General features: G+C 51.8%; 12 protein-coding genes. 7 read left to right on the top strand and 5 right to left on the bottom strand.

From position 1 onward, the window contains the following. The gene (gene viaA / locus AC07UY_RS04430) at positions 1-1452 is read right to left on the bottom strand and encodes an ATPase RavA stimulator ViaA (protein WP_203359492.1); all 1452 of its coding nucleotides are present in this window, start codon (positions 1450-1452) and stop codon (positions 1-3) included. Then, positions 1446-2942, bottom strand: a complete 1497-nt coding sequence (gene ravA, locus AC07UY_RS04425; protein WP_494700903.1) for an ATPase RavA — start codon at positions 2940-2942, stop codon at positions 1446-1448. The genes viaA and ravA overlap by 7 nt, the downstream gene beginning before the upstream one ends. Positions 2943-3162: 220 nt before the next feature. Between ravA and kup the strand changes: the two genes are divergently transcribed. From kup to rbsR, 7 genes are all read left to right on the top strand, one after another. Beyond that, positions 3163-5031, top strand: coding sequence for a low affinity potassium transporter Kup (kup, locus tag AC07UY_RS04420; protein ID WP_203359490.1), 1869 nt, complete (start codon positions 3163-3165; stop codon positions 5029-5031). 192 nt (positions 5032-5223) lie between these two features. Beyond that, on the top strand, positions 5224-5643 hold the full coding sequence (gene rbsD / locus AC07UY_RS04415) for a D-ribose pyranase (protein ID WP_192614005.1): 420 nt from the start codon (positions 5224-5226) through the stop codon (positions 5641-5643). Between the two features lie 7 nt (positions 5644-5650). Then, positions 5651-7156, top strand: coding sequence for a ribose ABC transporter ATP-binding protein RbsA (rbsA, locus tag AC07UY_RS04410; protein ID WP_494659564.1), 1506 nt, complete (start codon positions 5651-5653; stop codon positions 7154-7156). Between the two features lie 5 nt (positions 7157-7161). Next, on the top strand, positions 7162-8127 hold the full coding sequence (gene rbsC, locus AC07UY_RS04405; RefSeq protein ID WP_271445614.1) for a ribose ABC transporter permease: 966 nt from the start codon (positions 7162-7164) through the stop codon (positions 8125-8127). Between the two features lie 24 nt (positions 8128-8151). After that, on the top strand, positions 8152-9042 hold the full coding sequence (rbsB, locus tag AC07UY_RS04400) for a ribose ABC transporter substrate-binding protein RbsB (protein WP_192614002.1): 891 nt from the start codon (positions 8152-8154) through the stop codon (positions 9040-9042). A 147-nt stretch (positions 9043-9189) separates the two neighbouring features. Continuing rightward, on the top strand, positions 9190-10119 hold the full coding sequence (rbsK, locus tag AC07UY_RS04395; protein ID WP_494700904.1) for a ribokinase: 930 nt from the start codon (positions 9190-9192) through the stop codon (positions 10117-10119). A 3-nt stretch (positions 10120-10122) separates the two neighbouring features. After that, entirely contained in the window at positions 10123-11121 is a 999-nt protein-coding gene (gene rbsR / locus AC07UY_RS04390; RefSeq protein ID WP_494700905.1) for a ribose operon transcriptional repressor RbsR, read from the top strand. On the opposite strand, the gene mdtD is transcribed toward rbsR, so the two are convergent. The 3 genes from mdtD to AC07UY_RS04375 all read right to left on the bottom strand — a co-directional run. Further along, positions 11087-12514 (bottom strand): multidrug transporter subunit MdtD, encoded by a 1428-nt coding sequence (gene mdtD, locus AC07UY_RS04385; RefSeq protein ID WP_494659560.1) that lies wholly within the window; start codon positions 12512-12514, stop codon positions 11087-11089. The genes rbsR and mdtD overlap by 35 nt on opposite strands. Positions 12515-12525: 11 nt before the next feature. Next, positions 12526-13230 carry a FadR/GntR family transcriptional regulator gene (locus tag AC07UY_RS04380; RefSeq protein WP_203359485.1) on the bottom strand — a complete coding sequence of 235 codons (705 nt, stop codon included), beginning with the start codon at positions 13228-13230 and terminating at the stop codon, positions 12526-12528. 127 nt (positions 13231-13357) lie between these two features. Then, positions 13358-13641, bottom strand: a 284-nt coding sequence (locus tag AC07UY_RS04375) for a hypothetical protein (RefSeq protein WP_494659559.1), incomplete at its 5' end; no start/stop codon positions are given.

Raw genomic sequence — 13641 nt, 5'->3', positions numbered from 1 at the left:
TTAACGCCGCCAGCGTCGCAGCAGGCGGCTACGCATCCCGGTATCAAAGCGCCAGATATGATCGAAAATACGCATGATACCGGGCTTTCCATGTTCTGACATCGCCACCGCATGAAAGCGATGTTGATGCACCCGTTGTAACTCTCCCACTTTACTCACTACATCGTCTGGCAGCCGCTGAGCGATGAAATCGGAAATCACCACCGCATCTGCGTCAAACCATTCCCTGCCTTGCATGCGCTCAATAATGGCGCGAAAACAACTGGCAATATCCGTACCGCCACGAAAACTCTGGCTCAAAAAACGAATAGCCTGCTCAATGCCTTCCCGGCCAGACAACTCGTAGCGCACCACTTCGGTGGAAAACAACATGATGAAGCAGCGACGGTTATCGGCGAGCGCAATACGCATTAGCGCCAGACAGAATGCCTTGGCGCACTGCTCATTAAACCCGCCCATTGAACCGGAGGTATCTACACAGACGATAAACGGGCCGCGGGGTTGTTCGTCGAAATCCTGATGCACCACCGGACGTTCAGTGATTTTCTCGCGCCATGCTTCACCGTGCAGTCGATAGGTGAGCAACTGTTTTTCCACCAGTCGCCGGTAGAACTCATATTCCAGTTCGGTGATGCCGAGCGTTGCCAGTTCTGGCGGGAGTAAGCGCAGGATGTCGTCGCTTTGCTGTATGCCGTCCACCTGCTCTGGCACCGTGGCGGGTTCGCGAACCAGTGTGCGGAACGTTTCCATCGGCGCATCTTTGCGCGGCACGGATTTGGCTTCCCGCGATCGGCCTAATTGTTCCGCCAGTTTTTTGAGCTCGGGCTGTTCAGTCAGAAAATCGCCGTACTTAACAATTAACTGATAATCCCCGCGTTTGAGCTGACCTGCGCTCATGTCCCACAGGCGACCCGCTGCGGTGTCGTTTTCCGCCAGTACTGGTTCCAGTTGTCCACTCAGCGTCAAGCGTTCCTGGACTTCACTCAGCAATTGTTCGCGTTCTTCCTCCAGCATCTGCTGGTTTAGGCTGGTGGCCTGAACCACGAGGCTCAAACGCCAGCGTTGTAGAAAAAGGGTGTGCAAAGAGGGGGTAAAGACGCTATTGCTGTCCACCAGCTGTTGCGCCTGTCCGGCGTAGGGCGAGTGTAACCGGTGCAGCAGCGCTAATATTTGCGGGAGCTGTACAATAAATTGCGGTGTAGAGAGAAGCTGGCTTTGCTGATAGCTCATCACCTCTTCCGTCAATTCAGGGGGAACAAGCGTTTCCTTAATTCGGCTGCGTAGCGCTTCGCGCCAGCGCGGCAAATCATCAGTAATCGCATTTTTTAACCGGGGGTATCGTTCAAAAAATACCGCCAGTTTTGGCGATGCAAGCAGCGCGAGGATCATCTCTTCGATGATCCACTCTTCGCTGACAGCCAGCATGATATTGAGCATATCAAGGGTTAGCATTGCAGTGCCTGACGAATTTGAGTGCCTACATCCTGCAGACTGGCTTCGATACGACCTAACCAGTCGCTATGGATAAAGAGACATTTTTGTTGTTCGCTAAACAGGTTGTGCTGCTGGTGCCAGTCATTGTCCAGCGCTTCCAGCTGTTGTTTGATTTCGCTGGGCATATTGTCTTCGGATAAACCTGGAAGTGCCAGGCGAGTGCCCTGCAAGCTGACATCGCGAACAACCAAATGCTGGGAGCTGTCGACTTCCATATTCAGCGTTTGGGCAAAACCGATCCCATTAAGTTTGCCCCGGATCTCCCCGCCTTTCGATAGCCATAGCTCCAGGGCGCCACGATCAAACGTAATATGGATCACTTCCATATCGTGCAGCTTCAACGGTTTTTGCAGAAGCAGTGTCAGGGTGGTGGCACTGACGTCTGGCGGCAAATCGTAATGCGGACGACGGCTGAACATGCCCCCCAGACGCACAACGGTGAACGCGGTTTGGTCACTTTGCTGTTGTTGTATCTGAATACGGCGTTGAGTGATGCCACCCAGTCGCGTCAGCATCGCCTGCTGCTGCCAGGCGTGACTGGTCATCAATATTTCCAACTGTTGCTGCATCAGATTCAGGCTTTGTACGTCGTACCACAGGCAATCCTTGAGCAGAATCAGGTCGATAGGCGCGACGGCTTCGCGGCCGCTGAAGAAGGCACTGGCCTGTAACAGGCGAATGGCTTTTTTCCAGCGTCGATCCGAGACATAGGGCGCATTTGGCAGCGCATCAAGCTGTTGGCGCAGGGTAAAAATCAGTTCAAATACGTGATCGGGCAACGAAATAGTGCCAATGGTTTTTTGCCATTGGTTATATTCGTCATCGGTGACCTGTAGCGTGGCCGGAACGGGGTTTTCGCTTTCATCCAACTGGCTTATCAGCATTGAGCGGAAATTGGCTTTGTCCTGCACTTTATCCAGCCACAGGCGGATCAGCATACGGTCATATAGCGCTTCAAGACTGCTGTCTGCTTCCGGCAGTTCGTTTGATGCCGCCACCAGCAGACGCATGGGTATTTTTTCTTCGTATGCGCCGTTGCGAAAATGACGTTCGTTGATGGCCGTCAGCAATGTATTGAGGATTGCCGGACCGGCTTTCCATATTTCGTCCAGAAAGACGATTTCAGCTTCGGGCAGATATCCGGTGGTTAATCGCTCATAGCGCCCTTCATCTTTTAAGGCCTGAATGGAGAGTGGGCCAAAGACTTCTTCGGGCGTGGAAAAACGGGTCATCAGATATTCAAAGGCTCTGGCGTGCTGAAAAGCATATTTGAGTCGACGGGCAATCAGGCTTTTGGCAATACCAGGGGGGCCGAGTAAAAAAACGCTCTCTCCGCTCAACGCGGCCAACAGACACAAGCGTACGGCATGGCTGCGTTCATAAAGTCCCTTTTCCAAAGCACTGCTCAGACGGGAAATTCTTTCCGCTAATAAATGTGGGTGAGCCATAATAGAGTGGCGTCCTTTCATCAGTTGTACCATGTAAACAGCGAGTATAGACGTTTCGCTCCAGGGGCATTAATAGACTGAAGTGCTGTTTCATTTTCTTTGCGCCAGATTAATCTGCCGCAATTTAGGGGTACGATTTTGCGATTAATCGTGCATACTTGCGCTTTTTGTGGGCCAAGGGACTACGCACACATTTCATATATAAACGAAAGACTAGTCTATGAGCACTGATAATAAGCAATCATTGTCTGCGATTACCCTCGCGGCGATTGGGGTTGTCTATGGTGATATTGGCACCAGCCCGCTATATACGCTTCGCGAATGTTTGTCCGGTCAGTTCGGCTTTGGCGTTGAGCGCGACGCTGTGTTTGGCTTTCTGTCGCTGATTTTTTGGCTGTTGATTTTTGTTGTCTCCATCAAGTATTTGACGTTTGTCATGCGTGCAGATAACGCCGGTGAAGGCGGGATCCTGACACTCATGTCGCTAGCCGGGCGGAATACATCGGCAAGAACAACTTCCGCGTTGGTCATTATCGGACTGATCGGGGGGAGTTTTTTCTATGGTGAAGTGGTGATCACTCCAGCAATCTCGGTCATGTCGGCGATTGAAGGTTTGGAAATCATTGCGCCGCAGCTCGATACCTGGATTGTCCCGCTTTCTATTATCGTCCTCACCCTGCTGTTTATGATTCAGAAGCATGGTACCGGGATGGTGGGTAAGCTGTTTGCACCAATCATGCTGATTTGGTTCCTGGTGCTTGCCGGGCTGGGGCTGCGCAGCATTATCGCCAACCCAGAAGTGTTACAAGCTTTAAATCCGCTGTGGGCTGTGCATTTCTTTCTGGAATTTAAAACCTTATCCTTTATCGCATTAGGCGCTGTGGTGCTGTCTATTACCGGTGTCGAAGCGCTGTACGCCGATATGGGCCATTTTGGTAAGCTGCCTATCCGCCTGGCGTGGTTCTCCGTGGTATTGCCTTCTCTGGTGCTGAACTATTTCGGTCAGGGGGCGTTGTTGCTCAAACACCCGGAAGCCATCAAAAACCCGTTCTTCCTGTTGGCGCCGGATTGGGCGTTGATTCCGCTGCTGATTCTCGCCGCGCTGGCGACGGTTATCGCTTCGCAGGCCGTCATCTCTGGCGTTTTCTCTCTGACGCGCCAGGCTGTGCGCCTTGGCTATTTATCGCCAATGCGCATTATCCACACTTCAGAGATGGAGTCGGGGCAGATCTACATTCCTTTTGTAAACTGGATGCTCTACGTCGCTGTGGTGATTGTGATTATCAGCTTCGAGCACTCCAGCAATCTGGCGGCGGCATACGGTATTGCAGTGACGGGAACAATGGTATTGACGTCAATCCTCTCGACTACCGTTGCGCGTAAAAACTGGCACTGGAACAAATACTTCGTCGCGCTGATTCTGGTGGCGTTCCTGTGTATTGATATACCGCTGTTCTCGGCGAACCTCGATAAACTGCTTTCAGGCGGTTGGTTGCCATTAACCCTGGGTCTGGTGATGTTTACTATTATGACGACCTGGAAAAGTGAGCGTTTCCGTCTGCTGCGGCGCATGCATGAGCACGGTAACTCTCTGGAAGCGATGATCGCCTCACTGGAGAAATCACCGCCGGTCCGTGTGCCAGGCACCGCGGTGTATATGTCGCGCGCACTGAACGTTATCCCGTTTGCCTTGATGCATAACCTTAAGCATAACAAGGTACTGCATGAGCGGGTGATCCTGCTGACGCTGCGCACAGAAGATGCGCCTTACGTACACAACGTGCGTCGTGTGCAGATTGAGCAACTGTCGCCAACCTTCTGGCGCGTGGTGGCAAGTTACGGCTGGCGCGAAACGCCGAACGTTGAGGAAGTTTTCCATCGCTGCGGTCTGGAAGGATTAAGCTGCCGAATGATGGAAACCTCTTTCTTTATGTCACACGAATCGTTAATTGTCGGAAAACGCCCGTGGTATCTCCGTTTGCGCGGCAAACTGTATCTGCTGTTGCAGCGTAATGCGCTGCGTGCGCCGGATCAGTTTGAGATCCCGCCTAACCGGGTTATTGAACTGGGTACCCAGGTCGAGATTTAAACCCCACAACGCCCTCTTTCATGATGAAAGGGGGCGTTTTGTATATCCCTTCTCAGATTTTATTCCTCACCATGACGCGGTTTGCGAAACGTTTCGATGCCGATCACATTTCAATAACCTCAAGGTGGTTATCTGAGCATTATTGCGACTAAACTTATCGTCAGCGAAACGTTTCGCTAGTGGGGTAAGAAAATGAAGAAAGGCACGGTACTCAATTCTGAAATTTCATCGGTGATTTCCCGTCTGGGGCATACCGATACGCTGGTGGTGTGTGATGCGGGTTTACCCATTCCGGGCAGCACATCGCGTATTGATATGGCATTAACCCAGGGGGTGCCTTCGTTTATGCAGGTACTGGATGTCGTCACCCGTGAAATGCAGGTCGAGTCGGCTATTCTCGCGACGGAAATCAAACAACATAATCCGCAGCTCCACGAAACGTTGCTCAAACACATTGAGCAACTGCAACAACACCAGGGAAATACCATAGAAATTCGTTACACCACGCACGAACAATTCAAAAAACAAACCGCAGACAGTCAGGCGGTCATTCGCAGCGGAGAGTGTTCTCCGTACGCGAATATTATTCTCTGTGCTGGCGTCACGTTCTGAGGCCATCATGGACGCATTACTGCAACTCAAAGGGATCGATAAAGCGTTCCCGGGCGTAAAAGCGCTATCCGGCGCCGCGTTGAATGTTTATCCAGGTCGCGTCATGGCGCTGGTGGGCGAGAACGGCGCGGGCAAATCCACCATGATGAAAGTGTTAACCGGCATCTACTCACGTGATGCGGGTTCTTTATTGTGGTTGGGAAAAGAGACCACCTTTACCGGCCCTAAATCTTCTCAGGAAGCCGGGATCGGCATCATTCACCAGGAACTGAACCTGATCCCGCAACTCACTATCGCCGAGAATATTTTTCTGGGTCGTGAGTTTGTGAATCGCTTTGGCAAAATCGACTGGAAAAAGATGTATGCCGAAGCCGACGTCCTGCTCTCAAAGCTCAACCTGCGCTTTAAAAGCGACAGGCTGGTGGGCGAACTGTCGATTGGCGATCAGCAGATGGTGGAAATCGCCAAAGTGCTGAGCTTTGAATCCAGAGTCATCATTATGGATGAACCAACGGATGCGCTTACCGATACCGAAACGGAATCTCTGTTCCGCGTTATTCGCGAATTGAAGTCGCAGGGGCGCGGGATTGTCTATATTTCTCATCGTATGAAAGAGATCTTCGACATTTGCGATGACGTGACCGTTTTTCGTGACGGGCAATTTATTGCCGAGCGTGAAGTGGCCTCTTTGACCGAAGATTCACTCATCGAAATGATGGTCGGTCGTAAGCTTGAGGATCAATACCCGCGCCTGAATAACGCGCCGGGAGAAGTCCGCCTGAAAGTGGATAATCTGTGCGGTCCCGGCGTTAATGATGTTTCCTTTACGCTGCGCAAGGGCGAGATCCTGGGGATTTCGGGCTTGATGGGCGCCGGGCGTACCGAACTGATGAAGGTGCTGTATGGTGCGCTTCCTCGCACCAGTGGCTATGTCACTCTCGACGGTCATGAAGTGGTGGTGCGCTCACCGCAGGATGGCCTGGCGAACGGTATCGTCTACATTTCTGAAGACCGTAAGCGTGACGGCTTAGTGCTTGGTATGTCGGTGAAAGAGAACATGTCGTTGACCGCGTTAGGTTACTTCAGTCGTACTGGCGGTAGCCTTAAACACAAAGATGAACAACAGGCGGTCAGTGATTTCATCCGCCTGTTCAACGTGAAAACGCCGTCAATGGAACAGGCGATTGGCTTACTCTCCGGAGGAAACCAACAGAAGGTGGCGATTGCCCGCGGTTTAATGACGCGTCCAAAAGTGCTGATCCTCGATGAGCCGACCCGTGGCGTGGATGTGGGCGCTAAAAAAGAGATTTATCAGCTTATTAACCAGTTTAAGGCCGATGGGCTGAGCATCATTCTGGTCTCATCTGAGATGCCAGAAGTATTAGGCATGAGCGATCGCATCATCGTCATGCATGAAGGGCATCTCGGCGGTGAATTCACTCGCGAGCAGGCCACCCAGGAAGTATTAATGGCTGCCGCAGTGGGCAAGCTTAATCGCGTGAATCAGGAGTAAAAAAGATGACTACCCAGGCTGTTTCTGGTCGCCGTTATTTCACCAAAGCGTGGCTGATGGAGCAGAAGTCGCTCATAGCCCTGCTGGTGCTGATCGCGATTGTTTCCACGATGAGTCCTAACTTTTTTACCGTTAATAACCTGTTTAACATTCTTCAGCAAACCTCAGTCAACGCCATTATGGCGGTGGGGATGACGCTGGTCATTCTGACATCGGGTATCGATTTGTCTGTCGGTTCTCTGTTGGCGCTCACCGGTGCTGTTGCGGCGTCGATTGTCGGAATTGAAGTTAACGCGCTGGTGGCCGTTGCCGCGGCCCTGGCGTTAGGTGCCGCCATTGGCGCGGTGACCGGGGTAATTGTCGCGAAAGGTCGCGTTCAGGCGTTTATCGCCACGCTGGTGATGATGCTGCTGCTGCGTGGTGTCACGATGGTGTATACCAACGGTAGCCCGGTAAATACCGGATTTACGGATAATGCGGATCTGTTCGGCTGGTTCGGGATTGGTCGTCCGTTGGGCGTCCCAACGCCGGTCTGGATTATGGGGATTGTCTTCCTTGCGGCGTGGTACATGCTGCACCATACCCGCCTGGGTCGCTATATCTACGCGTTGGGCGGCAACGAAGCGGCAACGCGCTTGTCCGGTATCAGCGTCAGCAAAGTCAAAATTATCGTCTATTCATTATGTGGGCTACTGGCATCACTAGCGGGCATTATCGAAGTGGCTCGTCTTTCATCAGCGCAACCCACGGCAGGTACGGGATATGAGCTGGATGCCATCGCTGCAGTCGTTCTGGGCGGTACCAGCCTTGCTGGTGGCAAAGGACGTATTGTGGGGACATTGATCGGCGCACTGATCCTTGGCTTCCTTAATAATGGTTTGAATTTGTTAGGTGTTTCCTCCTATTACCAGATGATCGTCAAAGCGGTGGTGATTTTGCTGGCGGTACTGGTAGACAACAAAAAGCAGTAACAACGACCACAGGACATCTTAAATATGAACATGAAAAAACTGGCTACCCTGGTATCTGCTGTTGCGCTTAGCGCCACCGTGAGCGCGAATGCGATGGCAAAAGACACCATTGCGTTGGTTATCTCCACTTTGAACAACCCGTTCTTTGTCACCCTGAAAGAGGGGGCTCAGAAAGAAGCCGATAAACTGGGTTATAACCTGGTGGTGCTGGATTCGCAGAATAACCCGGCAAAAGAGCTGGCGAACGTGCAGGATTTAACGGTACGCGGCACCAAAATTCTGTTGATCAACCCAACCGATTCCGACGCGGTAGGTAATGCGGTGAAGATGGCTAACCAGGCCAAAATCCCGGTCATCACCCTGGACCGTGTAGCGTCTAAAGGCGAGGTGGTCAGCCATATCGCTTCAGATAACGTACTGGGCGGTAAGATTGCGGGTGATTACATCGCGAAGAAAGCGGGTGAAGGCGCGAAAGTTATTGAACTGCAGGGGATTGCGGGGACGTCCGCCGCACGCGAGCGTGGTGAAGGCTTCCAGCAGGCCGTTGCGGCTCACAAATTCAATGTGCTTGCCAGCCAGCCGGCTGACTTTGACCGTACCAAAGGTCTGAACGTGATGCAGAACCTGCTGACCGCGCATCCGGATGTACAGGCCGTATTTGCTCAGAACGACGAAATGGCGCTCGGTGCGCTGCGCGCTCTGCAAACCGCAGGTAAATCTGATGTGATGGTGGTTGGATTTGACGGCACGCCGGATGGCGAAAAAGCAGTAAATGATGGCAAACTGGCTGCGACCATTGCTCAGTTGCCGGATCAAATCGGTGCTAAAGGTGTTGAGACCGCTGATAAAGTGCTGAAAGGTGAGAAGGTTCAGGCTAAATATCCGGTTGACCTGAAGCTGGTCATCAAGCAGTAATAAGCGATTCAGGCAGTTTACTGCCTGATGGCGACATAAATACGCCATCCTCAGAAGGTACAAACATTCTGAAGATGAAAGCGTAAAAAGAAAAGCAGGGCACGCGCCACCCTAATACGGTGGCGCACTTTACTGGACATTCCGAACATGAAAACCGCAGGCAACCTCGTTGTTCTTGGCAGCATTAATGCCGATCACATCCTTAATCTAAAATCCTTTCCAACCCCAGGCGAAACCGTAACAGGGAACCACTATCAGGTGGCGTTTGGTGGAAAAGGCGCCAATCAGGCGGTTGCTGCGGGCCGTAGTGGTGCAAATATTGCGTTTATTGCCTGTACGGGCGATGACGATATTGGCGAAAGCGTTCGCAAACAGCTAGCCAGCGACAATATCGATATCACGCCAATTAGCGTGATCAAGGGTGAAGCTACGGGAGTGGCGCTGATTTTCGTCAATGGCGAAGGGGAAAACGTCATCGCCATCCATGCGGGGGCAAATGCGGCGCTGTCGCCTGAGCTGGTGGATGCACAACGCGAGCGAATTGCCCAGGCATCTGCATTATTGATGCAGCTGGAGTCTCCCATTGAAAGCGTATTGGCGGCGGCCAAAATTGCCCATCAGCATAAAACCACTGTGGCGCTTAACCCGGCACCAGCTCGTGAACTTTCCGACGAACTGCTGGCGCTGGTGGACATTATTACGCCTAACGAAACGGAAGCTGAGAAGCTGACCGGTATTCGGGTAGAAAACGATGAAGATGCCGCGAAGGCTGCTCAGGCGCTGCATGCCAAAGGTATTCATACCGTATTGATAACATTAGGAAGCCGTGGTGTCTGGGCCAGTGTGGATGGAGAAGGTCAGCGGGTTCCTGGTTTTAAAGTCGACGCTGTCGACACGATTGCAGCCGGAGATACCTTTAACGGCGCACTGATTACCGCGTTACTGGAAGAGACTCCGTTGCCTGAAGCCATTCGCTTTGCGCATGCCGCTGCCGCCATTGCGGTAACGCGTAAAGGTGCGCAGCCCTCTGTTCCGTGGCGCGAAGAGATTGAGGCGTTTTTGGGTCAGCAGAGGTAACGCTTGGCTACAATGAAGGATGTTGCCCGCCTGGCGGGCGTTTCTACTTCGACAGTCTCTCACGTAATTAATAAGGATCGCTTTGTTAGCGAGACCATTACCGGGAAAGTCGAAGCAGCAATTAAAGAATTAAACTACGCGCCTTCTGCCCTGGCGCGTAGCCTGAAGTTAAATCAGACCCGCACGATAGGTATGCTGATCACAGCCAGTACCAACCCTTTTTATTCAGAACTTGTTCGCGGCGTTGAGCGTAGCTGCTTTGAGCGGGGCTATAGCCTGGTGTTATGTAATACCGAAGGCGATGAGCAACGTATGAACCGTAATCTGGAAACGCTGATGCAAAAGCGGGTCGATGGTTTACTGCTGCTTTGTACCGAAACACATCAGCCTTCCAGAGAGATCATGCAGCGCTATCCTTCCATTCCGACAGTCATGATGGACTGGTCCCCCTTTGATGGTGAAGGCGAAAGCGATCTGATTCAGGATAACTCGCTGTTAGGTGGGGATTTAGCGACGCAGTACCTGATCGATAAAGGCTTTACACGTATCGCGTGTATTACCGGGCCGCTGGATAAAACGCCGGCGCGTTTGCGACTGGAAGGCTATCGGGCGGCAATGAACCGTGCCGGACTGACTATCCCGGAAGGTTACGAGATCACCGGTGATTTTGAGTTTGGCGGCGGGTTTGAAGCGATGCAAACACTGCTGTCACATCAGGAACGACCGCAAGCGGTCTTCACCGGTAATGATGCAATGGCCGTTGGTGCTTATCAGGCGTTATATCAGGCTGGGTTGCGTATTCCGCAGGATATGGCGGTGATTGGTTATGACGACATTGAACTGGCGCGTTATATGACGCCACCGCTCACCACGATCCATCAACCCAAAGATGAGTTGGGCGAACTGGCCATCGATGTGTTAATTCATCGTATGGCTCAGCCCGCATTGCAACAGCAGCGTTTGCAGCTTACTCCGGTTTTGATGGTGCGGGGGTCGGTTTAGACGTATGCCGCTCTTTGATCAGATTTCTACCGTCTTTGGTTTTTAGCAGCATGAACATCAGTGCGGATACCACGGTAATCGCGCCCATCGTCATAAAGGTATAATGGAACTGCTCAACCGTGTTGGTGCCTTCCATTCCTTCATAAATGCGCAGCACGGCGGCGCTGATGGCGACGCCTAAACTGATCGACAGTTGTTGTGTGACAGCCAGTACGCTATTCCCGCTACTGGCATTGTCATCGGTCAGGTCGGCAAGCGTGATAGTGTTCATGGCGGTAAACTGGGTAGACATCGCCATCCCCAGCACAAACAGCGGCAGAATTAGCATCCACACTGGCATCGCGGGGGATTGCAGAGAAAACTGAGCAATCATCAGGCCGATAAATACCGTAATACCCACCAGTGTTTTCCGGTATCCAAGGCGACGCAGCACCTGCGTAACGGTAGATTTAGCCAGAATGGACCCCAACGCCGTCGGCGCCATCATACAACCGGCAATCAGCGCCGGATAACCGAACCCCACCTGCAGCATGAGCGGCATTAAGAAAGGAACACAGCCTGTACCCAGGCGCGTTGCGAGATTTCCTGCAATACCGACAGAAAAGGTTCGCGTTTTGAAAATAGGTAGGGCGATTAAAGGAGTAGGGTGGCGGCGAGCATGACGGATATACGTCAGTAGCAATACAACACTGCAGGCAATAATGCTCAGTGCGATCCAGCTTGCGACAATCTTCTCGCCAAACAACTCCATTCCGCTGGAAAATAACACCAGGCTCAAGCCAAAAAGAAAGAAACCGGTCATATCGAAGCGGCGACGTGGCGTCGTAAAGTTAGGCATGTATTTGCGTGCATACAAAATACCGGCCACGCCAATAGGAATATTAATCAGGAAGATCCAGTGCCAGCTTGCCCAGGTTACCAGTACTCCCCCCAGCACGGGACCGAGGATTGGACCGACCAGGCCTGGCATCGTAACAAAGTTGAGTACCGGGAGCAGTTCACTGCGAGGATATGCCCGCAATAATGCCAGACGGGCGACCGGCATCATCATTGCGCCGCCGATCCCTTGTATCACGCGAAAAATGACTAATTCGGTTAACGATCCCGAAAGCGCGCATGCCAGAGAGCCTATCGTAAATAAACTGACGGCAATCATAAAAATGCGGCGGGTGCCAAAACGGTCTGCCAACCATCCACTCACCGGAATCAACATTGCGACTGTTAGGGTGTAGCTGATAATGGCAGACTGCATCGCCAGCGGGGAACGGTTAAGGCTCTGCGCAATGGCGGGGAGGGCAGTATTAAGGATTGTGGCATCCAGGGCCTGCATAAAAAAGGCCATGGCTGCTATCCACGGCAACCCAGCCATACTGCGCGCTTTTTTTTCTGACATTCAGTATCTCGTTATTTGTCTGGTTGCTCGTTTGGCGCAATGAGTAATGCCTGACAAGCCTTAAAGGCGAGATCGCCATCGCTTTTTTCTATCGCATCGACAATGGCCTGGTGCAAATCAAGCTTCACCACGTCGTTATAGGTAATAGAGGTAAAGTAGGTGTGGTAGACAGAATGGAATAAGGTCGCAAAAGAGATAAGAAAGGGATTAGCACTCATCTTATAGATGTGCTCATGCCAGGCCATATCGACTTCAACCCAGCGCTCACGCTTAAAGTTCTTTTTCAGCGCGACCATCTCTTCCATTAATGCGTTCAGATATGCCTTCTGTTCAGCTGTACCTATCGTTGCTGCCAGTAAACATGCCTGAGGCTCCAGGCTAATGCGCATCACCAGAAAATGTTCGATGACCTGATGGACGTTTTCTTCTGTCATCCACCAGGTGAGCAACTCCTGATCGAGAAAATTCCAGTTCGCCTGCGGCATCACCCGCGTACCAATTCGCGGACGTGGTAAAACCATGCCTTTGGCGGTTAACGTTTTCACGGCTTCACGCACTGCGGTACGACTTACGCCAAATTGTGAACCTAACTCTATTTCACCGGGCAGAATGGTGCCGGGGGCGTATTCACCTTTTAATATCCGCTGCGCCAGCTTTTCGGCCAGAACATAGGAAAGATTTTTCTGTGCGGCTAACTGTTGTGCGCTTAAAGGCATGAATGGTCTTCCTTTCTCGAATTCTCACTCTTTAGTATGCCACCAGGAAGTGTGATTGCGGCTGCAAAAACGACAATTTGCTTATTTTGTGGCATCTTAATGGCCATTTTGGTGAAAAAAGAGACAGTCAGAAAGTTATTTTAAATTTCCGCTTGTCAGCCTGAAATAACTCCCTATAATGCGCCTCCACTGACACGGAACAACGGCACGCAAGCCGCCGGGTCAGCGGGGTTCCACTGAGAACGCCGGCAGAGAAAGCAAAAATAAATGCTTGACTCTGTAGCGGGATGGCGTAATATGCACACCCCGCGCCGCTGAGAAAAAGCGAAGCGGCACTGCTCTTTAACAATTTATCAGACAATCTGTGTGGGCACTCGAAGATACGGATTCTTAACGTCGCAAGACGAAAAA

This window comes from Citrobacter sp. GW821-FHT02E08 (assembly GCF_059421685.1).
The sequence above is the reverse complement of the archived record's forward strand: the minus strand, read 5'-3'. Positions and strand labels throughout refer to the sequence as shown.

Excerpts from the sequence above, each read along its gene's own strand:
- viaA (WP_203359492.1), bottom strand. The coding sequence starts at position 1,452 with ATGCTAACCCTTGATATGCTCAATATCATGCTGGCTGTCAGCGAAGAG.
- ravA (WP_494700903.1), bottom strand. The coding sequence starts at position 2,942 with ATGGCTCACCCACATTTATTAGCGGAAAGAATTTCCCGTCTGAGCAGT.
- kup (WP_203359490.1), top strand. The coding sequence starts at position 3,163 with ATGAGCACTGATAATAAGCAATCATTGTCTGCGATTACCCTCGCGGCG.
- rbsD (WP_192614005.1), top strand. The coding sequence starts at position 5,224 with ATGAAGAAAGGCACGGTACTCAATTCTGAAATTTCATCGGTGATTTCC.
- rbsA (WP_494659564.1), top strand. The coding sequence starts at position 5,651 with ATGGACGCATTACTGCAACTCAAAGGGATCGATAAAGCGTTCCCGGGC.
- rbsC (WP_271445614.1), top strand. The coding sequence starts at position 7,162 with ATGACTACCCAGGCTGTTTCTGGTCGCCGTTATTTCACCAAAGCGTGG.
- rbsB (WP_192614002.1), top strand. The coding sequence starts at position 8,152 with ATGAACATGAAAAAACTGGCTACCCTGGTATCTGCTGTTGCGCTTAGC.
- rbsK (WP_494700904.1), top strand. The coding sequence starts at position 9,190 with ATGAAAACCGCAGGCAACCTCGTTGTTCTTGGCAGCATTAATGCCGAT.
- mdtD (WP_494659560.1), bottom strand. The coding sequence starts at position 12,514 with ATGTCAGAAAAAAAAGCGCGCAGTATGGCTGGGTTGCCGTGGATAGCA.
- AC07UY_RS04380 (WP_203359485.1), bottom strand. The coding sequence starts at position 13,230 with ATGCCTTTAAGCGCACAACAGTTAGCCGCACAGAAAAATCTTTCCTAT.